22 protein-coding genes are annotated in these 25,145 nt (G+C 64.8%); 11 read left to right on the top strand and 11 right to left on the bottom strand.

Annotated features, from left to right (window positions below):
- Nucleotides 1-17: 17 nt before the first annotated feature.
- On the bottom strand, nucleotides 18-1,016 hold the full coding sequence (locus tag U5782_RS04020) for a LysR family transcriptional regulator (protein WP_322042498.1): 999 nt from the start codon (nucleotides 1,014-1,016) through the stop codon (nucleotides 18-20).
- A gap of 258 nt (nucleotides 1,017-1,274) precedes the next feature.
- Between U5782_RS04020 and U5782_RS04015 the strand changes: the two genes are divergently transcribed.
- The 3 genes from U5782_RS04015 to U5782_RS04005 all read left to right on the top strand — a co-directional run bounded on the left by U5782_RS04015 (nucleotide 1,275) and on the right by U5782_RS04005 (nucleotide 5,571).
- Nucleotides 1,275-3,500 (top strand): FUSC family protein, encoded by a 2,226-nt coding sequence (locus U5782_RS04015; RefSeq protein ID WP_322042497.1) that lies wholly within the window; start codon nucleotides 1,275-1,277, stop codon nucleotides 3,498-3,500.
- Between the two features lie 135 nt (nucleotides 3,501-3,635).
- The gene (locus U5782_RS04010; protein WP_322042496.1) at nucleotides 3,636-3,854 is read left to right on the top strand and encodes a hypothetical protein; all 219 of its coding nucleotides are present in this window, start codon (nucleotides 3,636-3,638) and stop codon (nucleotides 3,852-3,854) included.
- Between the two features lie 184 nt (nucleotides 3,855-4,038).
- Complete coding sequence (locus U5782_RS04005) at nucleotides 4,039-5,571, top strand: acetyl-CoA hydrolase/transferase family protein (RefSeq protein WP_322042495.1); 1,533 nt, start codon at nucleotides 4,039-4,041, stop codon at nucleotides 5,569-5,571.
- Between the two features lie 90 nt (nucleotides 5,572-5,661).
- On the opposite strand, the gene U5782_RS04000 is transcribed toward U5782_RS04005, so the two are convergent.
- Together U5782_RS04000 and U5782_RS03995 are read right to left on the bottom strand one after the other, a co-directional pair.
- Nucleotides 5,662-5,913, bottom strand: a complete 252-nt coding sequence (locus U5782_RS04000) for a GlsB/YeaQ/YmgE family stress response membrane protein (RefSeq protein WP_322042494.1) — start codon at nucleotides 5,911-5,913, stop codon at nucleotides 5,662-5,664.
- A gap of 216 nt (nucleotides 5,914-6,129) precedes the next feature.
- Entirely contained in the window at nucleotides 6,130-6,837 is a 708-nt protein-coding gene (locus U5782_RS03995) for an MgtC/SapB family protein (RefSeq protein ID WP_322042493.1), read from the bottom strand.
- 222 nt (nucleotides 6,838-7,059) lie between these two features.
- On the opposite strand from U5782_RS03995, the gene U5782_RS03990 reads away from it, so the two are divergent.
- From U5782_RS03990 to U5782_RS03965, 6 genes are all read left to right on the top strand, one after another.
- Nucleotides 7,060-8,112, top strand: a complete 1,053-nt coding sequence (locus U5782_RS03990) for a LysR family transcriptional regulator (RefSeq protein ID WP_322042492.1) — start codon at nucleotides 7,060-7,062, stop codon at nucleotides 8,110-8,112.
- A 286-nt stretch (nucleotides 8,113-8,398) separates the two neighbouring features.
- Nucleotides 8,399-11,596, top strand: coding sequence for an efflux RND transporter permease subunit (locus U5782_RS03985; RefSeq protein ID WP_322042491.1), 3,198 nt, complete (start codon nucleotides 8,399-8,401; stop codon nucleotides 11,594-11,596).
- Nucleotides 11,597-11,625: 29 nt separating this feature from the next.
- The gene (locus U5782_RS03980) at nucleotides 11,626-12,900 is read left to right on the top strand and encodes an efflux RND transporter periplasmic adaptor subunit (protein WP_322042490.1); all 1,275 of its coding nucleotides are present in this window, start codon (nucleotides 11,626-11,628) and stop codon (nucleotides 12,898-12,900) included.
- A gap of 17 nt (nucleotides 12,901-12,917) precedes the next feature.
- Nucleotides 12,918-14,465 carry an efflux transporter outer membrane subunit gene (locus tag U5782_RS03975; protein ID WP_322042545.1) on the top strand — a complete coding sequence of 516 codons (1,548 nt, stop codon included), beginning with the start codon at nucleotides 12,918-12,920 and terminating at the stop codon, nucleotides 14,463-14,465.
- Between the two features lie 60 nt (nucleotides 14,466-14,525).
- Nucleotides 14,526-15,215 (top strand): heavy metal response regulator transcription factor, encoded by a 690-nt coding sequence (locus tag U5782_RS03970; protein WP_322042489.1) that lies wholly within the window; start codon nucleotides 14,526-14,528, stop codon nucleotides 15,213-15,215.
- The gene (locus U5782_RS03965) at nucleotides 15,212-16,660 is read left to right on the top strand and encodes a heavy metal sensor histidine kinase (RefSeq protein ID WP_322042488.1); all 1,449 of its coding nucleotides are present in this window, start codon (nucleotides 15,212-15,214) and stop codon (nucleotides 16,658-16,660) included. The genes U5782_RS03970 and U5782_RS03965 overlap by 4 nt, the downstream gene beginning before the upstream one ends.
- A 21-nt stretch (nucleotides 16,661-16,681) precedes the next feature.
- On the opposite strand, the gene U5782_RS03960 is transcribed toward U5782_RS03965, so the two are convergent.
- Together U5782_RS03960 and U5782_RS03955 are read right to left on the bottom strand one after the other, a co-directional pair.
- Nucleotides 16,682-17,779, bottom strand: a complete 1,098-nt coding sequence (locus U5782_RS03960) for an AI-2E family transporter (RefSeq protein ID WP_322042487.1) — start codon at nucleotides 17,777-17,779, stop codon at nucleotides 16,682-16,684.
- A 115-nt stretch (nucleotides 17,780-17,894) separates the two neighbouring features.
- Entirely contained in the window at nucleotides 17,895-19,052 is a 1,158-nt protein-coding gene (locus tag U5782_RS03955; protein WP_322042486.1) for a metallophosphoesterase, read from the bottom strand.
- A gap of 396 nt (nucleotides 19,053-19,448) precedes the next feature.
- Here U5782_RS03955 and U5782_RS03950 point away from each other — a divergent pair, with 396 nt between their 5' ends.
- Both U5782_RS03950 and U5782_RS03945 read left to right on the top strand, forming a co-directional pair.
- Nucleotides 19,449-19,772 (top strand): hypothetical protein, encoded by a 324-nt coding sequence (locus U5782_RS03950; RefSeq protein WP_322042485.1) that lies wholly within the window; start codon nucleotides 19,449-19,451, stop codon nucleotides 19,770-19,772.
- Nucleotides 19,773-19,879: 107 nt separating this feature from the next.
- The gene (locus tag U5782_RS03945; RefSeq protein WP_322042484.1) at nucleotides 19,880-20,479 is read left to right on the top strand and encodes an alpha-ketoglutarate-dependent dioxygenase AlkB family protein; all 600 of its coding nucleotides are present in this window, start codon (nucleotides 19,880-19,882) and stop codon (nucleotides 20,477-20,479) included.
- 126 nt (nucleotides 20,480-20,605) lie between these two features.
- Here U5782_RS03945 and mdcH read toward each other — a convergent pair whose 3' ends face one another.
- Genes mdcH through U5782_RS03915 form a run of 6 tightly spaced genes read right to left on the bottom strand, consistent with a single transcriptional unit; the run spans nucleotide 20,606 to nucleotide 25,142 of the window.
- Nucleotides 20,606-21,541, bottom strand: a complete 936-nt coding sequence (gene mdcH, locus U5782_RS03940) for a malonate decarboxylase subunit epsilon (protein WP_322042483.1) — start codon at nucleotides 21,539-21,541, stop codon at nucleotides 20,606-20,608.
- Nucleotides 21,538-22,215: a malonate decarboxylase holo-ACP synthase gene (locus tag U5782_RS03935; protein ID WP_322042482.1), complete on the bottom strand. Its 678-nt coding sequence runs from the start codon at nucleotides 22,213-22,215 to the stop codon at nucleotides 21,538-21,540. The genes mdcH and U5782_RS03935 overlap by 4 nt, the downstream gene beginning before the upstream one ends.
- Nucleotides 22,215-23,030: a biotin-independent malonate decarboxylase subunit gamma gene (gene mdcE / locus U5782_RS03930; RefSeq protein ID WP_322042481.1), complete on the bottom strand. Its 816-nt coding sequence runs from the start codon at nucleotides 23,028-23,030 to the stop codon at nucleotides 22,215-22,217. Before mdcE ends, U5782_RS03935 begins: the two co-directional genes overlap by 1 nt.
- Nucleotides 23,027-23,902, bottom strand: coding sequence for a biotin-independent malonate decarboxylase subunit beta (locus U5782_RS03925; protein ID WP_322042480.1), 876 nt, complete (start codon nucleotides 23,900-23,902; stop codon nucleotides 23,027-23,029). The genes mdcE and U5782_RS03925 overlap by 4 nt, the downstream gene beginning before the upstream one ends.
- Entirely contained in the window at nucleotides 23,899-24,213 is a 315-nt protein-coding gene (locus tag U5782_RS03920; protein WP_322042479.1) for a malonate decarboxylase subunit delta, read from the bottom strand. The genes U5782_RS03925 and U5782_RS03920 overlap by 4 nt, the downstream gene beginning before the upstream one ends.
- Nucleotides 24,201-25,142 (bottom strand): triphosphoribosyl-dephospho-CoA synthase, encoded by a 942-nt coding sequence (locus U5782_RS03915; RefSeq protein WP_322042478.1) that lies wholly within the window; start codon nucleotides 25,140-25,142, stop codon nucleotides 24,201-24,203. The genes U5782_RS03920 and U5782_RS03915 overlap by 13 nt, the downstream gene beginning before the upstream one ends.
- Nucleotides 25,143-25,145 lie beyond the last annotated feature (3 nt).

Genomic DNA, 25,145 nt, shown 5'->3' with positions numbered 1-25,145 from the left:
CATCGAATCAAGCATCACTACGCGGGCTTATTCTCCGCGCCAGCCGCCACCGTCGGCGCCATCGCAGACGCATCGGCTAGCTGTTCCTGCGTGAGTTCTTCCAGCAACGCCATATCGCGTGCAATTACCTGCGGGAGGTGCGCGCGCAGGAATTCCACCCACGTTTTCGTCTTCGCATCGACGAACTTGCGTGACGGATACAGCGCGTACACATTGCTCTTTTGCAGGATATGCTGCGGCAACACCCGCACCAGCGTACCGTTGCGCAGCCCCTCGATTGCCGCGTACACGGGCAGCGTGCCAATCCCCATCCCTTCGCGAATCGCCACGGCGAGCGACTCGGCGATATTGACCTGCACCGGGCCGTCCACGTGCATCTCGACGCTTCCCTCCGGCCCTTCGAGCGTCCATTCGTTTGCAGGCGATGTCGGCGTCTTGAGAATCAGACAGTCATGATGAGCCAGGTCCGCAGGCGTGCGCGGCGCGCCGTGCGTATGCACATAGCCGGGCGACGCGCACAAGATGCTGTAGGTCGAACCAAGCTGATGCGAAACGAGATCCGAATTCGGCAATGAAGCCGCCGTCACCAACGACACGTCGCTGCTGCCCTCGAACAAATCGGGCAAGCGTTGTGAAAGCGTCAATTCAACCGTGACTTCCGGATGCAAAGCCCGATAACGCGAGATCGCCGGCAGCACATACTGCTGCCCGATGCTCGCGAAGCTATGCATGCGCAGCGCACCCGCCGGGCGCTCATGCGCGCAACTGGCTTCCTCTTCGGCGCTGTCCACGTCCGCGAGAATCAGCATGCAACGCTTTAGATACCGCTCGCCGGCGGGTGTGAGCGCGAGCCGGCGCGTCGACCGGTTGAGCAGGCGCGTGCGCAGATGCGCCTCCAGTTCCGACACCGCGCGCGACATGGCGCCCGTCGTCGAATCGAGCGATTGGGCCGCGGCAGTGAAACTGCCGGCTTCGACGACGCGGACGAACACCCGCATGTTTTGTAGCGTATCCATCAGACCTTCTTTAAGAACTTCTTGTTTGGCACGAAAACGATATTGTCCGCCTCGCGGGCCCTGGTATTGTTGAGCGATCTGGAACGGACGTTCCTTGTCTGTCCCGTTAATTCGCTTTATTGACGCTCCTACAATCGGCGCTTTGTTGATCCAGGTTTACGCATTGGCGATTTCCTGGATCCGATGCCGGGCAGACGACCTGCCCAGGCAGTGTCCTTTTTGCAATCGTCGTAACAATCCGAGCGTAGTGCGTTTCCCATGAACCGGCAGCCAGCGATACACCGTGCGAACGACCCGCGTCGTCGCGCCGAAATCATTTGGCGTGCTGCGCGTCGCGCCCTGCGCGACTGGCAGGCCACACACGGCACGATCTGGCTTCATCTGCTGAAAACGGTCACGGCGGGATTGATGGCGATGGGCATTGCGATGCTGCTCGACCTTCCTCAGCCGCGCATCGCGATGACCACCGTGTTCGTGTTGATGCAGCCGCTTTCCGGCATGGTGTTCGCCAAAAGCGTGTACCGCATCGTGGGGACGGCGGTTGGGATGGTCGCGGCGGTGGTGCTCGGGGCCGTGTTCATCCAGCAGCCCGAACTCTATATCGCCGGGATGACGGTGTGGGTCGCCGCCTGTACGGCGGCTGCCATGCGGAATCGGCATTTTCGTTGGTACGCGTTTGTGCTGGCCGGTTACACCGCAGCGCTGATTGGTATTCCGCTCGTGATGCAGCCCAATGGCCTGTTTCTCGCCGCGCTCGGGCGCGGGGCCGAAGTGGCCGTGGGGATTCTCTGCTCGGGGGTCGTCAGCGCCGTTATCGTGCCGCGGCAGTCGGGCTCGGTGCTTGAACGCACCTTGCGCACACGGTATCTCGATTTTACTTCCTTCGCTGCGCGCGTGCTGTCCGGCGGGCTTGAAAGGGACGCATTCGAAGGGCGATTCGCCAAACTCGTCGATGAAATCGTCGGCTTCGAAGCCACGCGTGCTTTCTCGTTTTTCGAGGATCCGACCATGCGCTCGCGTAGCCAGTTGCTCTCGCGCCTGAACGCCGAGTTCATGGACGCCTGCGCGCGCCTGCATGCCCTGCGGCAGCTGAGGAAGCGCATGGGCACGAGCGACGACACCCTTGCACTGCTCGATCCCTATTTCAATGAACTTGCGGCGCTGCTGGCCCAGCGACCGAGTCTCAAGGAGTCGGATCGCGCCTACGCGCTGCGTCTCGCGCAGGGTCTCGAAGCGTTCCAGCGCACGCTGCCGCGCCACGTGCGCGAGACACGCCGTCCGCTCGAAGCCGCGTCGTCCGACGCGTTGCAGGACTTCGACACCTCCGCCGAACTGATCTACCGCTTCACGACGGAAATCGCCCGCTACAGCCGCACCTGGGCTTCGCTGACCCAGGCGGGGCTGCCGCCCGAGCCCCGCATTACGCGCTACGTGCCGCGCACGAGCTGGTACGTGGTCGCCTTCACATTCATGCGCACGGCGGTGGTGGTGGCGTCGGTGGGCTGGTTCTGGGTCGAGACCGACTGGCCGAGCGGCGGCCTCGCGATGATCGCCGCCGCGCTCACCTGCGCGCTGACTTCGTCGGCGCCGCGCGCGACGCGCATGGCTTTCCAGATGGCTGCGGGGGCAGGCTGCGCGGCCGTCGTCGGCTATCTGCTGATGTGCTACGTCTACCCGAATGTCGATGGCTTCCCGCTGCTCTGCGCGGCGCTGGCCCCGGCACTTGCGCTTGGCGCGTTCTTCGCGACGCGCCCGCGCATTGCCGGCTTCGGGGTCGGATTCTCGGTGTTTCTCTGCCTGCTCGCCGGCCCGGACAACGTGATCGCCTACACCCCCGATCTGCTGATCAACAACGGCCTTGCCGTGGTCTCGGCGATGGTGGTGGCCGCGCTCGCCTTTTCGGTGGTGTTTCCCCCGCACATGAACTGGCTCGTCGAGCGCATGTGCGCGGCATTGCGCGGCCAGGTCGTGCTGGCCTGCCGTGACGATCTGCCGGGCATCGGCCAGCAGTTCCAGTCCGGCGCGCATGACCTGATGCATCAATTGCGGCTGCTGCTCAACGGTCGCAAGCAGGCGCATCGGCGTGCGCTGCGCTGGATGCTGGTGACGCTCGAAGTCGGGCATGCGGTGATCGACCTGCGCCACGATGCGCAGACCGCCGCCTGGCTCGCCCAGACTGATAGCCGATGGCGTCAGTCGCTCGAACAGGTGCTCACCGACATCGCACGCCTCTTCGAGCATCCGGACGCGGCCCAGCTCGATCGCGCGCTGCGTGCCGTGCATGCGGCCACCTGGATCGCCCAGGCGGCGCTGCCGGGCGTCCATCAAGACCGCGAGCGCCGCCACGACGTGCAGCGCCTCCTGAGCCATCTCCACTTCATCCGCAGTGCGCTGATCGACCGCGACGCGCCGCTCGGCGCGCACGCGCGCCAGGCCCGCCGCCGCCGTGCCGCGGGCCTGCGTCTGCGCCTGCGCCTGCGCTGAATTGCGGCATGTGACCCTGCGTGATCTTGCCGCAGTCTGGAAATATTCCTTCCATGCCGCCTTCTTAATCAATCCAGGACCGGGCCATATAGTGACATCACTGCTTCGCAGTACCCGTTAGCACTGGAGAGTGAAATGAAGTCCCTGAAGATCGCTGTTGTTGCCTGTTCCATGTTTGCCGCCGCCGCTGCTTATGCACAGAACGACGCAGCGGCAGCGAGCGTCCCGCAGCAGATCGCCCAGAGCGCAGCCCAGCCTGCTGCTCAGGCGCCCACGCTGCGCGAAATGAAGCCGGCGAAGAAAGACGAATGCGTCGGACCTGCCAGCTTCTGCAATCTGTATTTCGGTAGCTGAGATCGAGTAACCGCCAGCCATGAGCAGGCGCAAGCTTGAAATTCTTGCCGCGGCGCCTTCCTGTGAGGTCTCGCGGCTTTGTGCATTCCGGCCGCAAAACTGTATTGCAAATGCCGTAATGCGAGGCCGCCATAGCGAGACCTGAAAAGGGCACTAGGCGATCAGAGAGTTTGTGGAGACTTTGATGTACGAAGACCGTATTCGTTGTGCCGCCTTGCGCGGGAAAATCACGTCGGCTGCCGAAGCAGCTCAACTCGTGCGCAATGGCATGCGCGTCGGCGCGAGCGGATTCACGCGCGCGGGCGACACGAAGGCCGTGCCGATCGAACTGGCCCGCCGCGCGCGCGAAGAGAAAGAGCCGCTGCGCATCACGCTGATGACGGGCGCCTCGCTCGGCCACGACGTCGATCGCATGCTGACCGAAGCGGGCGTGCTCGAACGCCGCCTGCCGTTCCAGGTCGATACCACGCTGCGCAAAGCCATCAATCGCGGCGAAGTGATGTTCGTGGACCAGCATCTTTCGGAAACCGTCGAGATGCTGCGCGCGAACCTGCTCGGCAAGCTCGACCTCGCGATCATCGAGGCCACGGCGATCACCGAGACGGGCGCCATCGTCCCGACCACCTCCGTCGGCAATTCGGCGAGCTTCGCGATCCTCGCGGAGAAAGTGATCGTCGAAATCAACCTCGCGCAGCCGCTCGGTCTCGAAGGCCTGCACGACGTCTGGATTCCGGGCCGCCGCCCGCATCGCGATCCGCTGCCCATCGTGCGCGTGAACGATCGCGTCGGCACGCCGGCCATCGAAATCCCGCCCGAGAAGATCGCGGCCATCGTCATCACGAACGAGCCGGACAGCCCCTCGACCGTGCTGCCCGCCGATGAAGAAACCGCGCGCATCGCCGGCCACCTGATCGACTTCCTCCAGCACGAAGTGAAGCATGGCCGCATGAGCGCGCAACTGCCGCCGCTGCAAGCGGGCATCGGCACGATTGCGAACGCGGTGCTCTCGGGCTTCGTGGACTCGCCGTTCGAAGCGCTCACGATGTACTCGGAAGTGTTGCAGGACTCGACCTTCGACCTGATCGACTCGGGCAAGATGGTGTTCGCCTCGGGCGCGTCGATGACGCTGTCCGCGCCGCGCCAGGCCCAGGTGCTCGCCGAACTCGACCGCTATCGCGACAAGCTCGTGCTGCGTCCGCAGGAAGTGAGCAACCATCCGGAAGTGATCCGCCGCCTCGGTTTGATCGCGCTGAACACCGCGCTCGAATGCGACATCTATGGCAACGTGAATTCCACCCACGTGGGCGGCACGCACATGATGAACGGCATCGGCGGTTCGGGCGACTTCGCGCGCAACGCCTCGTGCGCGATCTTCGCGACCAAGGCGATCGCCAAGGACGGCAAGATCTCGAGCATCGTGCCGATGGTCCCGCACGTCGATCACAACGAGCACGATGTCGACGTGATCGTGACCGAGCAGGGTCTGGCCGATCTGCGCGGCCTCGCACCGCGCGAACGCGCGACGCTCATCATCGAGCACTGCGTGCACCCGCTCTATCGCGACCTGCTGCGCGACTACTACAAGGACGCGCAGAAGATCGGTGGCCAGACGCCGCACAACCTCGCCAAGGCCTATGAAATGCATCTGCGTTTCAACGAAACCGGCTCGATGCTGCCGACGGCAGCGGATGCAGGCGAACTCGCTGCGAATGCCTAAGCTGCCCAGGCATCGCTTTTGATGCGCAAGCATGAAAAAACGGGAGCACCGGTGACGGTGCTCCCGTTTTACATGGAGGGCTGCGTTCGACTAGGCCCTGCGGAACAGCCTGATGATGAACAGCAGGATGACCGCGCCGATAATGGCGGTGATGATCGAGCTGATAATGCCCGCGCCGATGTGAATGCCGAGCAGGCCTGCGAGCCAGCCGCCAATGAACGCGCCGACAATCCCGACGATGATATCGACGATCAATCCGAAGCCGCCGCCCTTGACGAGCACTCCAGCGAGCCAGCCAGCGATTGCGCCGATGATGAGCCAGGCGATGATGCCGTGTTCCATATAGAAGACTCCCCTCGTTGATGTGAACATACTCACGGTGAACTGGAGCTTAGTTCAAGCTCGGGGTCGAGTCCACGAAACGCGGCCAGAATTGACAGTTCTTGAAATCTGACGCCGGTTGTTTCAAGGAGTGCAACGAAATGGAAATGAATTCGTAAGGAATGCGAGGTGTTTCGCCGGAATAGTTCGATGAAAGCGCTTGCCCGCGCGTGTCGATTATTCAGGCGCGACTTCGGTTTCCGCGGCGGTCCAGCTCACGCTGGAAACACCTTTCTCCATGCTCAGACGGCTCGCCATCAGTTCGAGCTTGGGCTGGTATTTCGGATGCAGACGCACGGTCGCCGTCACGCGCAAGCGTTGCGGTTCACCCGGCATGTCCTCGCTCGTGAGGCTCTGGAACGAGAGCGGAGTGGAATACATCGAGTTCGAGAGTACGGTGCGAATGTGGATCTCATCCTCTTCGCGGCACACCACAGTCAGTTCGTAGACGCGCACGAGATCGGCATTCGATACGGGCGACTGATTGATGATGCGGCTCACCTCGCGCAGCACGGTATTGGTGAGCAGCACGACCGCCGTGCCCGCGACGGCCGGCACATAGTGTCCCGCACCGCACAGCACGCCCACGGCGGCCGAGCACCAGAGCGTGGCAGCGGTATTGATGCCCTGGATGGAGCCCTTGTCGCGCATGATCACGCCGCCGCCGAGAAAGCCCACGCCCGACACCACATAAGCGGCGATCTGCGTGACGCCGCTGGTGCCGTTGCCTGTCAACACGCCGAGTGTGACGAACAGGCACGCGCCGCTCGCCACGAGCGTGATGGTACGCAGGCCCGCCGTGCGCTGACGCATCTGGCGTTCCAGTCCGATGGCGACGCCGCAGGCGAACGCCGCGAGCAGGCGCAAGGCGAATTCGTAATTCATCGTTCTGTCATGAAAGCGGCACGCGGGATGCCGCGCAACGCTTGTGGCGCGGGCGATCCGCCGTGCGGGGGGCGCCGTGGATCATACGCGGGACAACGCCGCTCGCCAAGCTGACAAGCCTGCCATTTACAGGTCAGCATCTAGCCACGGCCTCCAGGCGAGACTGGCGCCATTCACAATGAATCAAGCCGGGAAGAGCACGACAATGGTGAGGAGCCGCTGATGGACACGCTGCGCAACATGCGTATTTTCGTAAGGGTGGTGGAGTCGGGCAGCTTCACGCGCGCCGCCGCGAGCGAGACGATGACCACGGCGCAGGTGTCGCGCGCCGTCACCGATCTGGAGTCGCGGCTGCGTACGCGCCTGCTCAATCGCACCACGCGGCGCATGTCGCTGACCGAAGCGGGCGAGCGCTATCTGCAAAGCTGCAAACGCATCCTCGCCGACATCGACCAGGCGGAAGCCGAAGCCGCCGCCGCGCACGCGAACCCGGCGGGCAAGCTGCGCGTCTACGGCGGCACGAGCTTCGGCCAGCATTACGTGATGCCGCTGATCGCGCGCTACCAGCAGCATCTGCCCGACGTGGCGGTCGATTTGACCATCGCGCAGGAGATGCCCGACATCATCGAGGAAGGCTTCGACGTGGCCGTGGTGGTGGCCGCCGAGCTCGAGGATTCCGCGCTGATCTCCCAGCATCTGGGCAGCACCGCGGCCATCCTGTGTGCGTCGCCGGAGTATCTGCGCACGCGCGGCGTGCCGCAATCGTTCGACGATCTGGAGGCGCACACCTGCCTGCATCTCACCGATGCGAGCCTGCCCGCCGGCCAGTGGGTTTCGGAAGGCCCGCATGGCGAGACCTTCCGGCATACCGGCGTCACGCCGTTCCAGGTGAATAACCCCGAAGCGCTCGCGCTGGCGATTCGCGAAGGCATGGGCATCGGCTCGCTGCCGGTGCCAGTCGCGCTGCCGGGTCTCGCCGATGGCTCGCTTGCGCGCGTGCTGCCCACGCACCGCCTGCAAAAGCTCAACATCTACGCGCTCTATGCGTCGCGTCGTTATCTGGACGCGAAGATCCGCACGTTCGTCGAGTTCCTGCGCGAAAAAGTGCCGCTGGTCCTCGCGGAACAGGAAAACGCGCTGGCGACCTGCGATACGCCTTCGCGACGCGTCGCGCGCACGCCGCTGCGCGAGGCACGCCAACTCAATGCCAAGGCGCACGCCCAATCCGAGCAACATGAGAAACATGAGATGGAGCGCCTGCGCCTCGTGAACTAGGCTCCCAGATACGGCTGCCAGCGAACCGCACAGGACGCACCCAGTAAACACGAACAGAAATACGCACGCGCATCGCGCGACGGGAGCGTTGCATCCGACGTTTGCGAACGAGCCGCCAAGGCCCGGCTCGCAGGGCGCTGATTGCCGGCCAGGCTCTGCTGACAATTTCGCCATATTGGCGCCAGCAACCCGCCACTGCGATTGCCTATGATGCGGCACCGTTTGACCAATGCGTAGCGCGTACTTCTTCTCACCCGATTTCGTCTGATTTACCCGAAACCGCCTCATGTGGATCGTTAATCTCGCGCTGAAGCGGCCATACACGTTCATCGTGATGGCCATCATGATCGTGCTGGCCACGCCGTTCGTGCTGATGTCGATGGCCACGGACGTGCTGCCGAACATCAATATTCCGGTCATCAGCATCATCTGGTCGTACACGGGCTTTTCGGCTCAGGACATGGCCCAGCGCATCACCTCGGTGAACGAGCGCAGCCTCACGACCACGGTGAGCAATATTGAGCACATCGAATCGCAGTCGCTGCCCGGCATCGCCATCATCAAGCTGTTCCTGCAACCGGGCGCGAGCCTGCAAACCGCCATCGCCCAGGCCGTGGCATCGGAGCAGGCGCAGCTCAAGCAGATGCCGCCGGGCGCGACGCCGCCGCTTGTCATCAGTTACTCGGCGTCGAGCATTCCGGTGATCCAGCTAGGGCTGTCGAGCAAGTCGATGAGCGAGCAGGCGCTCGCCGACATCGCCATGAACTTTCTGCGCCCGCAGCTCATCACGATTCCGGGCGCGCAGGTGCCGTATCCGTATGGCGGCAAGACGCGGGTGATTTCCGTCGATATCGACACGCGCTCGCTCATCTCCAGGGGCCTCACGCCCGCCGATATCGTCAACGCAGTCAGCACGCAAAACCTGATCCTGCCGACCGGCACGGCCAAGCTCGGCCAGACCGAATATCGCGTGGACACCAATGCGTCGCCCGACACGATCGCGGGTCTGAATCGCATCCCCGTGCAGACCGTCAATGGCGCGACCACGTATCTGGGCGATGTCGCGCATGTGCGCGATGGCTTCACGCCGCAAACCAATATCGTGCGCCAGGATGGCCAGCGCGGCGTGCTGATGTCGATCCTCAAGAGCGGCGACGCCTCCACGCTGCAGGTGGTGGGCAAGCTCAAGAGTCTGCTGCCGCAAGTGCGCGACACGCTGCCCCAGGACCTGGTGATCCAGCCGCTGTTCGATCAGTCGATCTTCGTGTCGGCGGCGGTGCAGGGCGTCGTGCGCGAAGCGCTGATCGCCGCCGCGCTCACGGCCGCGATGATCCTGCTCTTTCTGGGCAACTGGCGCAGCACGCTCATCATCGCCGTGTCGATTCCCCTGTCGATTCTGGCGTCGATCATCGCGCTCTACGCGCTGGGCGAAACGATCAACATCATGACGCTGGGCGGCCTCGCGCTGGCAGTGGGGATTCTCGTTGACGACGCAACGGTCACGATCGAAAACATCGAACGGCACCTGCATCTAGGCGCGGATCTGCACGAAGGCATTCTCGAAGGCGCGGGCGAAATCGCGGTGCCCGCGCTGGTGTCGACGCTCTGTATCTGTATCGTGTTCGTGCCGATGTTCTTCCTCACGGGCGTGGCGCGCTTCCTGTTCGTGCCGCTCGCGGAAGCCGTGGTGTTCGCGATGATCGCCTCGTACGTGCTCTCGCGTACCCTGGTGCCGACACTTGCGATGCTGCTGTTCGCGGGCCACGATCCGTCTGCGCATCCGCAGAAAGGCGCGCGCGTGTCGGTGTTCACGCGCGTGCATCAGCGCTTCAATCATGGCTTCGAACGCGTGCGCGCCAATTACATCGCGCTCCTGAGCGTATTGCTCGCGCGGCGGCGCTTCTTTGGCGTCTCGTTCCTGTCGTTTTGCGTGCTCTCGCTCGGACTCGTATTTTTCCTTGGGCGCGACTTCTTCCCCTCGGTCGATGCGGGCAATATTCGCCTGCATATGCGCGCGCCTACGGGCTATCGAATCGAGGAAACGGCGCGTCTTGCCGATGAAGTCGAACGCACGATCCGCACCGTCGTACCCGCCGACCAGCTCGCGACCATCGTAGACAATCTCGGCCTGCCGTATAGCGGTATCAATCTCTCGTACAGCAACTCGGGCACGATGGGCACGCTCGACGGCGAAATCCAGATTGCGCTCAAGCCCGACCACGATCCTTCGCACGTCTACATCGACAAGCTGCGCACCGTATTGCCGCAGCGCTTCCCGGGCGTCGAATTCTTCTTCCAGCCCGCCGACATCATCACGCAGATTCTCAACTTCGGTCAGCCTGCGGCGATCGACGTGCAGGTGGTGAGTACGGATCTCGGCAAGAACATGGCGATGGCGAGCACGCTGCTCAAGCAGGTGCGCCAGTTGCCTGGCGCCGTCGATGCGCACATCGAGCAGCGCAACGACGAACCCGCGCTGATGCTCGCGATGGACCGCTCGCGTATGCAGCAACTCAATCTGAGCCCGCAAAACGTGGCGCAGGACGTGCTGATTGCCTTGTCGGGTAGTTCGCAAACGTCGCCAGCGTTCTGGGTGAGTCAACAGAACGGCGTGGAATATCCGCTCGCCGTGCAGACGCCGCAATACCGCGAAGCTTCGCTTAACGAAGTGATGGGCACCCCCGTGTCCGCACGCGCCGGTAACGCCGCCGCGCCGCTGCAACTCGTGAGCAATCTCGTCCAACTCAAGCCGCACGATGGCCCCGCGATCGTCACGCACTACAACATTCGTCCCGTGATCGACCTGCTGGTGAGCGTGGAGGGCAGCGACCTCGGCGCCGTGGGCGCGCAGATCGACGATCTCATCAAACGCACCCAGGCGCATGCACCGCGCGGCATGACTATCACGATGCGCGGCCAGATCGACACGATGCGTTCCTCGTTCATCGGCCTGGGCGTGGGGATTGCGATGGCGGTGGTGCTAGTCTATTTGCTGATCGTCGTGAATTTCCAGTCGTGGGCCGACCCGCTCATCATCATTAGCGCGTTGCCGGCGGCGCTCGCGGGCATCGCGTGGATGCTGTTCATTACCGGCACGCATTTGAGCGTGCCTGCCTTGACGGGCGCAATCATGACCGTGGGCGTGGCGACGGCCAACAGTATTCTGGTGGTGTCGTTCGCGCGTCAGCGCCTGTCCGCCGGGGCGACGCCGCTCGCCGCAGCGCTGGAAGCGGGCGCGACGCGGATCCGCCCGGTGTTGATGACCGCCTTCGCGATGATGATCGGCATGGTGCCGATGGCGCTGGGTCTGGGCGAAGGCGCGGAGCAGAACGCGCCGCTCGGACGCGCCGTGATCGGTGGCCTGCTGTTCGCGACCGTCTCGACGCTTTTGTTCGTACCGCTGATGTTCGCGACGGTGCATTCGCGGCTTGCGCAACGCGCTGAAACGAAGCGCACGCGCGCGGCGCAGCGCCATAACGATTGACGCTGATTGATACCGATACGCGATATCCAATGACGCAAACGCTTACGAAATTCCTGGCCGACGACATGAACGAACCCCACCACCATTCATCCCTCGACATCTCCGTGGGCGGCGAACAGGGCCTCGATCTGCCCGCGCGCGCGCAGGCCGGGCGCCGCGCGCGCCTCGCGGTGATCATCGTCGCCTTGCTGCTGGCCGCAGGCGCGGCGCGCACGATCGTCTCGAACGTGATCAACTCGCATCAGCTCGCCGATGTCACGAAGCAGAACGCGAAGCAGTACGTGAGCGTCGTGCAGCCGACCCAGGCGAACGCGGATGGCCGCATCGTGCTGCCCGGTACGTTGCGAGGCTTCGTGGAAGCGCCGATCTATTCGCGCGCGAACGGCTACGTGATCAAGTGGTACGCCGATATCGGCGCGCACGTGCAGCAAGGTCAGTTGCTCGCCGAGATCGACACGCCCGAGATCGACCAGGAACTCGCGCAGGCGCAGGCGCAGCGCGATCAGTCGGCCTCGACGCTCTCGCTTGCGAAGACCTCATTCGATCGCGCGCAGCAGTTGCGCCAGCGCGATGCGGTCTCGCAGCAGGAACTCGACGACCGCCAGGGCGCCTATAACCAGGACGTCGCGAACCTCGCGGCCGCCGACGCCAATGTGCGCCGTCTTCAGCAGACCAAATCGTTCCAGCGCATCGTCGCGCCCATCACGGGCGTGATCACGCAACGTAATGTCGATATCGGCGACCTCGTGAATGCCGGCAACGGCGGCACGGGCCACGCGCTGTTCGCGATCGCGCAGTCCGATCCGCTGCGCCTATATCTGGACGTGCCGCAGACCTACGCGCCGCAAGTCGCGGTGGGCCAGCACGTGAGCGTGACCGAGCAGGAACTGCCCGGTGTGACCTTCGACGGCACGGTGACGCGTACCGCGCAGGCGATCGACGTGGCCACGCGCACCTTGCAGGTGGAAATCTCGCTGCCGAATCACGACAGCCGTCTGCTGCCGGGCGCCTATGTGCAAGCGGCGTTGCAGACCGATTCGAAGGGACTCCTGACGGTTCCCGGCAACACGCTGCTGTTCCGCGCTGAAGGACCGCGCCTCGCCGTCGTGGACGCCGACGGCAAGGTCAAGCTCAAGCCCGTGGAAATTGCCCAGGATCTCGGGCAGACGCTCGAAATCAGCCGCGGGCTCGATCCGGGCGACCGCGTGGTGCTCAACCCGAGCGATTCGATCGCCGATGGCGACAATGTTGTCGTGGTCGCGCCGCAGAAGGGCGCAGCGTCGGCGCCGCGAGGTACGACGTGAGCGCCGTGCTTTATCCGTTGGTGTCCACACGCAGCCTGGTGCTTGCGTGCGCAATCGCGAGCCTCGCCGCCTGTACCGTCGGCCCCGATTATCAGGCGCCGAAGACGGCAAGCCCGGCCGCCTGGCAGGTCGATCCCGCCGACGCCTATTGGCACTCGGCGCAGCCTTCGCACGCGGCGCTCGACCCGCAATGGTGGAAGGTGTTCGGCAACGCGGAACTGAACGGTCTTGAAGACGCGGCGCTGGCGGACAACCAGACGCTGCGCGTCGCCGTCGCGCATTATGCGCAGGCGCGCGCGACGCTCGGCTCGGTGTCGTCGCAACAGGCTCCGCAGGTCTCGCTCGACGGCAGTATCGCGCGCGAGCGCATCTCCGCGAACCGCCCGCAGACGACCTACGTGACGCCCAATATGTCGACCGTGCAGAACGACATCAAGGTCGGGCCGACCATCAGCTACGAGCTGGACCTGTTCGGCCGCATTCGGCGCATGGTGGAGTCGGCGCAGGCCTCGGCGCAGGAAGCGGGCGACGATCTCGCCAACGCGCGCCTCGTGCTCACCGCCGAACTCGCGACCGATTACTTCGCGCTGCGCGAACTCGACGACGAAATCGACGTAGTGAACCGCTCGGTGGCGCTGCAACAGAAGGCGCTCGACTTCGTCGTCGCGCAGCACGATCTGGGGGCGGTGTCGGGTCTCACGCTGTTGCAGCAGAAGGCGCAACTCGACGCCACGAAGACCCAGGTGCATCTGCTCGAAAACCAGCGGCAGCAGGATGAACACGCGATTGCCGTGCTGATCGGCAAGCCCGCGCCCGAGTTCGCGCTCGCGCCGCACGTCACGCCGTTGCCCACGCCCGCGCTGCCCACGGGGCTGCCGAGCGAACTGCTGCAACGTCGCCCCGATGTCGCTTCCGCAGAACGCGCGATGGCTTCGGCCAATGCGCAGATCGGCGTGGCGCGTTCGGCCTATTTCCCGGACGTGACGCTCTCGCCCACGCTGGGCTGGGAGTCCACGCGCTTTAGCAACCTCTTCTCGGCGCCCAGCCTGTTGTGGTCGCTCGGCGCAAGCGCGGGCGAAGTGCTGTTCGATGGCGGCAAGCGCGCGGCGGGCGTGGATTACGCGCAGGCGGGCTACGAGTCGGCCCAGGCGTCGTATCGGCAGACCGTGCTCACAGCCTTCCAGGAGGTGCAAAATGCGGTGACGGGCCTCTCGGTGCTGCAAAACGCCTCGACGGACGGCCAGGCGGCCGTGGACGACGCACGCAAATCCTTCGATCTTGCCAACGATCGCTATCAGGGCGGCCTCGTGGCGTTCATCGACGTGCTCAACGCCGAACAGCAATTGCTTGCCAGCGAGCGCCAGGAAGTGCAGATTCACGGACAGCAGGTGGCCACGGTGGTATATCTTGCCAAGGCGCTGGGCGGCGGCTGGAGCGCGGACGAACGCTCGCTCGCCTGTAGCATGGGCACCTGCCGCGAAGTGCCGGCGGTTGGTACGCCGGGTGCCCCCGGGGCGCAGGATACGCAGCAGGGCACGCAGGAAGCAGCGCCGGGACGCGGCTGACGGCAGGACAAATACGATTCGACGCGGCCCACGACGCCGCGCACGAAGTGGAGGGCAGGGATGAAAGTACTGGTTATCGAAGATGAACGCAAAGTCGTGGACTATCTGCGCAGCGGCTTGAGCGAACAGGGCTGGATCGTCGATGTGGCGATGGACGGCGAAGAGGGCGCGTGGATGGCGACCGAGTACGACTTCGACGTGATCGTGCTCGACGTGATGCTGCCCAAGCTCGACGGCTTTGGCGTATTGCGCGCGGTGCGGGCGAAGAAGGAAACGCCGGTCATCATGCTGACCGCGCGCGATCGCGTGGACGACCGCGTTCACGGCCTGCGCGACGGCGCCGACGACTATCTCACCAAGCCGTTCTCGTTCCTCGAACTGGTCGAGCGTCTGCGCGCGCTCACGCGCCGGGCGCGCGCCCAGGAATCGACGCTGATTTCCGTAGGCGACTTGCAGGTGGATCTGATCAGCCGGCGCGCGACGCGCGACGGCGTGCGCCTCGATCTCACCGCGAAGGAATTCCAGCTGCTTTCGGTGCTCGCACGGCGGCGCGGCGAAATTCTTTCGAAGACGCTCATCACCGAACTGGTCTGGGACGTGAACTTCGAAAGCAACGCGAACGTGGTGGAAACGGCGATCAAGCGCTTGCGCGCGAAACTTGACGGCCCGCATGCGGCCAAGTTGCTGCACACGATACGCGGCATGGGCTATGTGCTCGAAGTTCGCGAGGACGGAGGCCAGTTGTCATGAAGCGCTCGATCTCGCTGCGGCTGTCCGCGATGTTCGCAGCGGTGTCGCTGGTCGTCTTCACGCTCACGGGAACGGGCCTGTTTCTGCTGATGCAAAACCAGCTCTTCAATGAACTGCGCGAGACGCTCGACACGCGCGCGCGCATCGCCGCGCTGATCGTCTCGCACGCCCCCGACGTGAAGAAGTGGGCCTTTGTGCAGGAAAAGCTACGCGATCTCTCGCCCGCTGATAGCCGCATGCATTACTACGTGGAAGGCCCCGATCCGCGCTTTCGTTTTGGCGCGCCCATCGCAGGCAAGGTCACAGGCGACGTCGGGCCGAATCATCAACTCGTGCGACCGCCCGGTTGCCAGTACGACGTGATCGTGACGAGCCTGACCGTGCCCGCAAGCGGCGACCGTCCCGAGGTCAAGCTGGTGGTTTCCAGCGACTGCGTGCGCACGGAAAGCATGCTGCGGCGCTTCGGCATCGCGTTGGGCGTGCTGATCGCGTTGTCCACGATCGCGGTGGCGCTGCTGAGCCGTGCGGTCACGCGCTTCGGACTCGCGCCTCTTACGCGGCTCTCGCGCGAGGCCGCGCAACTGAGTCCGTCGAACCGTCGTCAGCGTTTGCACTCGGGCGAGTTGCCCGAAGAGCTGCATGAACTCGCGACTTCGTTCAACGGCGCGCTGGAGCGACTGGACAAAGCCTACGAACGGCTCGAATCGTTCAACGCGGACGTTGCGCATGAATTGCGCACGCCGGTCAGCATCTTGATCGGCCAGACCCAGGTAGCGCTCACGCGCGATCGCTCGGTCGAGCAGTTGCAACAGACGATGCAATCGAATCTTGAGGAATTCGAACGATTGCGCGTGATCGTCAACGACATGCTGTTCCTCTCGCGCAGCGATCGCGGCGAGCGTGCGAGCGAGCTCTCGGAGGTCTCATTGCGCGGCGAAGTCGAGCGCATGCTGGAGTTCCTGGAGATGCCGCTCGAAGAGGCGCAACTGAATGTGGAAGTGCAGGGCGACGCGCGGGCGTGGGTCAACACCTCGCTGATCGGCCGCGCGGTAAGCAATCTGTTCGTGAACGCGATCCAGCACTCCTCGCCTGGCACGCTCTTGCAGGTGAGCATCGCGCCGCAGGATGGACACGTGGAGATCGCGGTATCGAATCCGGGTGCGCCACTCGATCCGGAGGTGCGCGAGCATATCTTCGACCGTTTCTATCGCATTCAGGAAGCGCGCTCGAACAGCCACGAGAACCACGGCCTGGGGCTGTCCATCGTCAAGGCGGTGGCGGAGATGCACGGCGGCACCGTATTCGTGCGCAGTGCCAACGGTATCAATACGTTCGGCTTTTCGGTGGCTGCGCAGGGCGGCGGGGTTGCGAGCGTGAGCGAACCGATCCTGCCCGAACTGCCTCCCCGCGGGCGCGCGGGCTTGCCGCTGCACGTTTCCTCATGAGCGTCTGAAGCGTTTGAGGCGTCAGACCGGATCGTCGTCCGGGTCGGGCGCGGCCACACCCTCGCCCAGATTGTGCTGGTCGCGCCGCAGCAGGTCCCAGCAACTGATAAAGAGCGCGGCAATCAGCGGCCCGATCACGAAGCCGTTGATACCGATGAGCGAAATACCACCCAGTGTGGAGATCAGCACGACCCAGTCGGGCAGGCGCGTGTCCTTGCCCACCAGCACGGGGCGCAACACGTTATCCACGGTGCCGATCACCAGCGCGCCAAAGAGCGCGAGGCCGATGCCCTTGACCAGCACGCCCGTCGAAATGAAGTAGATCGCCACGGGCAGCCACACGAGCGCCGCGCCCACCGCGGGCAGCAGCGAGAGCAGCATCATCACGAAGCCCCACAGCAGCGCGCCCTGAATGCCCACCACCCAGAGCGCGATCCAGCCGAGCGTGCCCTGCACGACGGCCACCACCACGTTGCCCTTCACCGTCGCGCGGATCACGGTCGTGAACTTGCGGATCAGATGCTGTTTGTGCGATTCGTCGAGCGGGATCGCATCGCGCACCAGACGCGAGATTTCCCGGCCGTCGCGCACGAGAAAGAAGAACAGATAAAGCATCACGCAGAAGCTCACCACGAACTGCACGGTGTTCTGCCCGAGGCTGAGCGCGCGCGTCGCGACGAACTGGCTGATTTGCGCCGCGCCCGCCGATAGACGCTGTTGCAGGCCGGGCAGGTCCATCAAATCGTAGCGCGCGAGTACGTTCTGCACCGACTGCGGCAACGCATGCACGATCTGGCTGAAGAAGGCGCCGAAGTCGAGACTGCCCGCGCGCACCTGCGCATAGGCATAACCCACTTGCTGGATCAGCGTGCCGGCCACCAGCGTGAGCGGGAAGATCACAATCACGAGGCAGATCGTGAGCGTGATCAAGGCCGCGAGATTGCGCCGCCGCCCGAGCCGCGCAACGAGCCGGCGTTGCACAGGCTGGAAGATCAGTGCGAGGATCGCGCCCCACAGCACGGTGCTGAAAAACGGTGCGAGCACGAAGCACAGCGCGATAGAGACGACGAAGAGCAGCAGGTAAAACGCAGCCTGATGGAGATGCTTGTTGCCGTCCATGAGCGATGGATTCCTGTGGTTCCGGGCAAGGACTAGTCAGAGCATGATAACGGCTTCGCGTGCGAAGCCACTGGCGGCACGCATTCGATGCGGGCGCAACGAATATGGACGGCGATCAATGCGCGCCGACAAGGCGCACACGCGTGATTTCCGATGGTGCGCCAAGACGCTTCGGCGGGCCCCAATAGCCCGTGCCGCGACTCGTGTAGACCCACAGGCTGCCAAGCTTTTCGAGGCCCGCGGTGAACGGCTGTTGCAACCGCACCATGAAATTCCACGGGAAAATCTGGCCGCCGTGCGTGTGGCCGGAAAGTTGCAGCGTATAGCCCGCGTCGGCGGCGGCATGGGCGGTGCGCGGCTGATGCGCGAGCAGTACGCGCGTGTTCACATCGTCGGGTGCGCCGCGCAGCGCGCCTTGCGGATCGCTGCGATGCGAGGGATCGAAATGACCCGCCGTGTAGTCGGTCACACCTGCAAGCACGAGCCGCGCGCCGTCATGCTCGATCACCACGTGCTGGTTCATCAGCACCGTGAGGCCGATCCGGCGGAACTCGGCGACCCAGGCGTCCGCGCCGGAATAGTACTCGTGGTTGCCCGTGACCAGATACACGCCATGTTGCGCGGCAAGCTGCCCGAGCGGCGCCGTGTGATTCGCCAGATGCTGCACGCTGCCGTCGACCACATCGCCGGTGATCGCCACCACATCGGCGTCGAGCTGGTTTACGGCGCGTACGATCGCTTCGACGTAATCGTGCTTGATCGTCGGCCCGACGTGAATATCGCTGAGCTGCACGATCGTGAAGCCGTCGAGCGCGGCGGGCAGGTTGCGGATCGGCACTTCGACGTTGCGCACCGGCGCGCGCCGCCGCGCGTTGAAGAAGCCGAAGCCGCTCGAACAGAACGCGAGTGCGACCACGGCTGCAGCGCTGCCCGTGCGCCAGTGGGCGAGATTCGCGACGCCAGGCCAGAGAGATTCGACGGTCATGAGCGAGGCCAGCACGAGATCGCGCAGGATCGTGAGCATCAGCAGCGACGAGAAGAAACCCATCGCAAGCATGCCGATCCACGCAAGGCGATCGCCGAGCGGCTGCCGCTCGAAGCGGCGCGCGAGCAGGCCCGGCGGGATCACGAGCACCGAAAGCACGAGCCAGAGGATGGCGAGCCATTTGCCGGCCGCGGGCACGGGCAGATCCGGAATGAGCCGGAAACCGACGTAGGCATGCAGCAGCACGCCGATGGAAACAAAACGGACCAGAAACGAAAGTCGGGGCATGGCGGGCGCTAACGCAAGGGACGCAAGAGGTGAAAACGGCGCGAGTCGCGTTGGAAGCGGCAGGGCGCGCGCGAATCACGATGCATTCTAGCGAGAGCGCAGACTTCGTGCCGCAGGCTGGCTAGCGGGCAGGATCTGCGCTTTGAACGCCTGGGTTTGCGCAGCGCGGCATTGCACGCCCTTACAGCTTGCAGCGGCCTTGCGCGAGGCTTGCGGGACATTGCGCGGCAAGCGTGTCGCACTGCGGCATACCCTGGATTGCCAAATGATGGGACGCGAAGCACTATTTTCCCGTGGGCAGTGAGCGCTATTAAACGTTCATTGAACCCACTCAATCTGTGGACTATGCTCGAATCGAGGCCCGTGCGGTTTCGGGCGCTCTGGGGGAGACGGGTCATGAAAATTACCAAGCCGGTTGCACAAGGGCTTCATGGTCGTCATGTTGGGCACGAGGGCAGTCATGTCATGCTGCCGCTTGTCGTGCTCTCGATCATGGCCATCGTGCTGTATTACGCGGTCAAACAGGTCGATATCCTCGAGATCGGCCGCAGCGCGCTATTCGATGTGGTGATGGTGTTCGTCGCGCTAGGTATCGCAGGTTTGTTCGGCGTGGCGGGCGGCTGGCTACGCTCGAAAACCACCGATGCCGCGCCCGAGGGCTTCTGCTTCGTGGGTGCGTTGATCGGCGCCGTGGTGTTCTACGTCGCGCTTTTGACCTGAGCTGACGCGGCGCGCAAGCGAATTGCCGGAAGCGTGTTTGCCGTGACGCAGGCGTGCGACACTGCGCTTTTGGCTCTTTCGCCTCTGGTTTCATGCAAGCGTCCCCGATGTTCGATCTCTTCGACGACACCCCGCAACCCGACGTCGACTGGCATCCCGCGTGGCTCACGCCCGCCGCTGCCGCCGATTACCTCGCGCGCATCGTCGCCGAAACGGACTGGCGTCAGGAGCGCATCCGCACGCCGGGCGGCTGGGTCGACCAGCCGCGCCTGACCGCGTGGCAGGGCGATCCCGGCGCCGTCTATATCTATTCCGGTATCCGCAACGTGCCGCAACCGTGGACGCCGGCCGTGGCCGAGCTTCGAGACGCCATTGCCGCGCTCTGCAACGTGCGCTTCAACAGCGTGTTGCTCAACCGCTATCGCGGCGGGGCTGACAGCATGGGCTGGCACGCCGACCACGAACCCGAACTGGGGCCTGAGCCCGTCATCGCCTCGCTGAGCCTTGGCGCGACACGGCGCTTCGATCTGCGCCACACCGCTAGCGGCGTGACGCGCTCGTTTCCGCTCTCCGGCGGCAGTCTGCTCGTGATGCGCGGCAAGACGCAGGCGCAATGGCGGCATCGCGTGCCGAAGGAGCCAGCGGTGAGCGGCGAGCGCGTCAATCTCACGTTTCGGGTGGTGATGCCGGAATTGCGGAAGAAGTGATGCGATTGGCGTGTGTTGGCTGTAATTTGGGCGAAATTTAATTTTTCGCCTGGCGCCGACGTGCTACAGATCAAATCAGACTTTATGCGCATAAAAATCAAATTCGAAATTTAGCGCGTTCGCTCGTCAATCCTCGCCCAACCGTCGACGTACCGTCGCCACTAGCCGATCGAGCGGGAGCGTGGCGGCACTCAGTGCGGCAATGTCCGGGTAATGTTCGCGGGCGATATCGGTCAGCACCTGGCCCGGCGGCGCTTCGACCAGCACCGTTGCGCCCGATTCCACCATGACCGTGAGCGCATCGAACCAGCGCACCGTATAGCGCATATTGGTGGCGAGATCGGCGCGGATGGCGTCGCCGCTATAGAGCGGACGGCCGCCGCGATTGTCGACGTAGACACCCTCGGGCGTGCGGAACGGAATGTCGCGCGACCAGGTTACGAGCTGATTGGCAGCATCGGCCAATAGTTCGCAATGCGAAGGAACGGAGACTGCGAGACGCTGCGCCTTGCGCGCGCCTGCGGCGAGCACGCGCGCGGCGAAAGCGTCGAGCGCGGCATCGGCACCCGCCATAACGATCTGCCGTGGCGCGTTCACGTTGGCGACATAGACACGTTCGCTGCCATCCATCGCATGCGCGGTGGCGAGCGCTTCGATCTGGCTCTCCGTGAGGCCCGATACCGCCGTCAGTCCATAGCCGGACGGCCAGGCGGACTCCATGAGTTCGGCGCGCTTGCGCACCATGCGCAGGGCGTCGTCGAAAGCGAGGGCTCCGCAGCACACGGCGGCGGGATACGCGCCCACCGAAAGCCCCGCGCTGAATTGCGGCGTAAGGCCCTCATGTGCGAGCGCACGCGCGTGGGCGACCCCAGCCACCACGAGGCCGATCTGCACCGCGACGGTCGATTGCAGGGCTTGCGCGCTGTCGAGCGTCAGCACGTCGACGCCAAGCGTTGCAGAGGCCTCGTCGAGCGTCGCGCGCACGACATCGTGCTCGGGCAGCCGATGCAAAAATCCGGGGCTTTGCGCGCCCTGGCCGGGAAAAAGGCAGGCGAGCGTCATAACGTTGCCCAGGGATCGGCGACGAGGCGTGCACCGTCGCTCGCACGCACGAGCACGCGCGGCTTGCCCGCTGCGAGTTCGGCGAGCGCGACGCCGCCCGTGGGCGTTTCAATCTGTGCATCGACGCGCGTATTGCTGCGTTGCGCGGTCAAGGCGAGTGCGTCGTAAAGCGCTTGAATCGTGGATTGATCGCAGCGTTCGGGCATGCGGATCAGCACGTCCAGGTCGCTGGATTCACTGATCGTGGAGGCTCGCGTAGCGAGTTCGAAACCGGCGCTGCCCGTTGGCCCCCATACAAATTCGCGAAGCGCTCCGACCTCGGCGCGCAGAGACGCCAGCGCCAGGAGCGCGGGAAACGCAGCATGCTTAGCTAAAGGCTCAACATCAAGCAGTGATTCGGGCGAAATGGACGATTCGATATCCTCATCATTTATCCACGTCCCGAAGCGCTGTGCGCGCGTCACACCACGCACGCCCACCGCGACGAAACCGGCCGCCGCTTGCGCGCGCCGCACGACGGCAAAGGGCGCTCGCGCGAACGCGTCGCGCACCCAGTCCGGCTCGCCGTCCACCGGCGCGAGGCGCGAAACACGCAGCAGATCGTGCGCGCGCCAGCGCGCTTCATGCACGCGTGGCGCGTCGGCGGTGAACGGCGGGGCGGCGCATACACGCATCAACGGGCGTCCCACTGCTGCGCAAGACGCTTGCGCACTTCGATCGAAGCGGCACGCGTGCGCTGCGCCGCCTCACCTTGAAGACGATGCGAAAGCCCGCTCTTGTCGCTGCGCGCCTCACGCACTTTCTGCGCGAGCACATCGCGAACCTGGGTGATTTGCGCGTCGCTCGGCGCATCGGCATCGACGCCGTGAATCAGCTCGTCGAGCAAACCGAGCTTCGCAAACGAAGCCATCGTGTAGGACATCGGCACGATCTTCTCGCCGAGCGCGTCGAGGTCTTCGACACTGCGACGCGTCACGCGCGCGGCGGCTTCCTTGCCCATCGCGTGCACCATCGTGCCCGGCGCGTCGATCGCGACGATGCGGTTGGCCTGATAGCCGTGTGCGAGGAACGCGCCCGACATCGCAGGACCGACGATTAGCGCCACGACGGGGTGACCCGCGAGCCGCGCGCTTGCGTACGCATCGACACCCGCCGCGCAGGCCAGATGAATACCGAGCATTTCCTCGCGAAAGCCGTACGCCTGACTCTTCACGTCCACCACGGCGATGATCGGACGGCGCGCGCCGCTGGCGGCGTCTTCGTCGATTGCCGCGCGCACGGCTTCCGCCAGACGCCAGCCCTGTTCGAGACCGACCACATTTTCGCGTGCACGCGGGAAGCGGTTATCCGCATCGGGCACGACAGCGATGAAGCGCGCGGTCTCGCCGTCGAGCGGCGCATCGGCGTATTGCACACAGGCGCCTTGCACCTTGTCGCCCGCGAGCGCGCGCAGCCAACGTGCGCCCCGGCTTTGCGTCGTATCGTTCATGCTTTTTCTCCGGGGATGTTGAGCGGCGACGCGGCGAACACGTCGCGCATCGTTTCGGGCGAGACGTTCGCGGGATCGATCTGTGCGAGTTTGGCGAGCGTCGCTTCGACGCGTGCGCTGCGATGCGCAGCGGGCACGCCTTGCACGAACGCGGCTTGCACCGCTGCGCGCACATCATCGACGGCATCATCGACGAGCGCATCGGCAAAACCCGTGCGCGCACGCTGCTCGCCGCCAATCAACTGCCACACGCGGCGGCGGTCGCTTGCATCGAGTTCCTCGATGCCCGCTTCCTGCTCGATCACCTCCGGCCCGTTCATGCCCAGGCGTCCTTGCTTCGTCATCACGAGATACGAGCACAGCGCCGCGGCCAGCGACATGCCGCCGAAGCAGCCCACCATGCCCGCGATCACGCCCACCACGGGCACATGACGACGTAGTGCGACGATGGCCGCCTGGATCTCGGAGATCACGGCGAGGCCGAGATTCGCCTCCTGCAGGCGCACGCCGCCCGTTTCGAACAGCACGACGGGACGCACGATCTTGCCGCGCTCGCAGTCGGCCAGCGCGAGTTCGAGCGCCGCGGCGATCTTGCTGCCCGACACTTCGCCGATACTGCCGCCCTGGAACGCCGATTCGATCGCGCAGACCACGGCCGGTTCGCCGTCGATGGTGCCGCGTGCGATCACCGCGCCATCGTCGGCCTGGCAGACGATGCCTTGCAGCGGCAGCCACGGCGATTCGATGCGATCGAACGGCCCGAGCAACTCGCGGAAGCTACCCTTGTCGAGCAGGGCGGCGGCGCGTTCGCGCGCGCCGAGTTCAATGAAGCTGTCGCGCAGCAGCGCGGTGGTATTGGGCAGCGCGCTCATGCTTGCGCTCCTTGTGCGCCATCCTCGGTCGCCTCCACGGCTTCCGCCAGGCGCAGCGCCACGACGCCAGGCGTCGCGCCGAAGTCATTGATCTCGATGAGCGCCGCGCCGTCGTAGCGCGTGAAAAAACGGTCGAGCACGCTCTTCCAGATATGGCTGTAGCCGTCCACGCTCGTATGCACGACCACGCGTGCCTGCATGTCGGCGGCGGGCTGTAGCAGCACTTCGAGATCGCCCGAACCCACCACGCCCACATGGGCGCGCGTCGTCACGGCGCGCTGCGCCGGATAGTCGAATGTCAGTTGTTCCATGAAACCGTCCTTTTGCCGATGCGGTGCTGAACCAGTCTGTCGATGAAGAGCGTGGCGGCGAGCAGATCGGCCGCGCCGCCAGGCGATGCGTTAAGCGCAAGCAGCGTGCGTTCGAGCGCGTCGAATGCGTCGCGGCCCGCGCGCGTGGCGATGCCGCCCGCGTCGCGCACGCGTTGCGCGCCGGCTTGCGCGGCCTCGCGGCCCGCAAGCCCCGCACGATGCAGCACGCAGGTGTCGTCGAGTGAGGCCATGATGGCGAGCAGCGTATCGACGCGCGCAGTGGCTTCGTCGTGGCCGTGAGTGCGCGCTGCGTGCAGCGCGGGCAGGCCTACGCGCATCACGTGGGGAAAGCCGTCCTGCGCTTCGCGCCGCGCGCCGCCCACGTTGTAACGCTGGCGCACCCGCTCGCCGTTGCTGGGCGCTGCGGTCGCGGCCAGCCGGTCGTCGAAGCGGGCGATCTGCGCGGCGGTATCGGCGATGGCATTGGCGTGGGCGAGCGCACTCGCGCCGTCGGTTGGCGTGTGCGTGATCGTTGCGCCCGCAACCAGCAGGCCGACGATCCAGATTGCGCCGCGATGCGCGTTGCTGCCGCCGGTGGCACGCATCATCGCCGCTTCGCCTGCGCGGCCGATACGCGCGAGATCGGTGCGCAATGCGCTGCCCGGCGTCGCGCCGCGCGACGCGCGTGCGAGTGCTTCGAACGTCGGTTCGAGTGCGTCGGCGGAGCGCAACATCGTCGCGAGGTCGAGATCGACGTGTGCGCCGCTGCCGCGTGCATCCACGAGCGCGGGCTTGGGCGTGAGGCGCGCTTCCTCGATCAGTGCGTCGCGGGCGAAGCGCGCCAGTTGCGCTTCGGGGCCCAGCGCGGGCTCACACGCATAGTGCCGTGCCGCGCCGTCTGCGAGTGTGTCGAATACGATGGTCTGCATCGC

Origin of the sequence: Paraburkholderia sp. J67 (assembly GCF_905220265.1) — a bacterium.
Lineage (GTDB): Bacteria > Pseudomonadota > Gammaproteobacteria > Burkholderiales > Burkholderiaceae > Paraburkholderia.
Note: the sequence above shows the minus strand (reverse complement) of the source record. Positions and strands in the feature narration are given on the sequence as shown.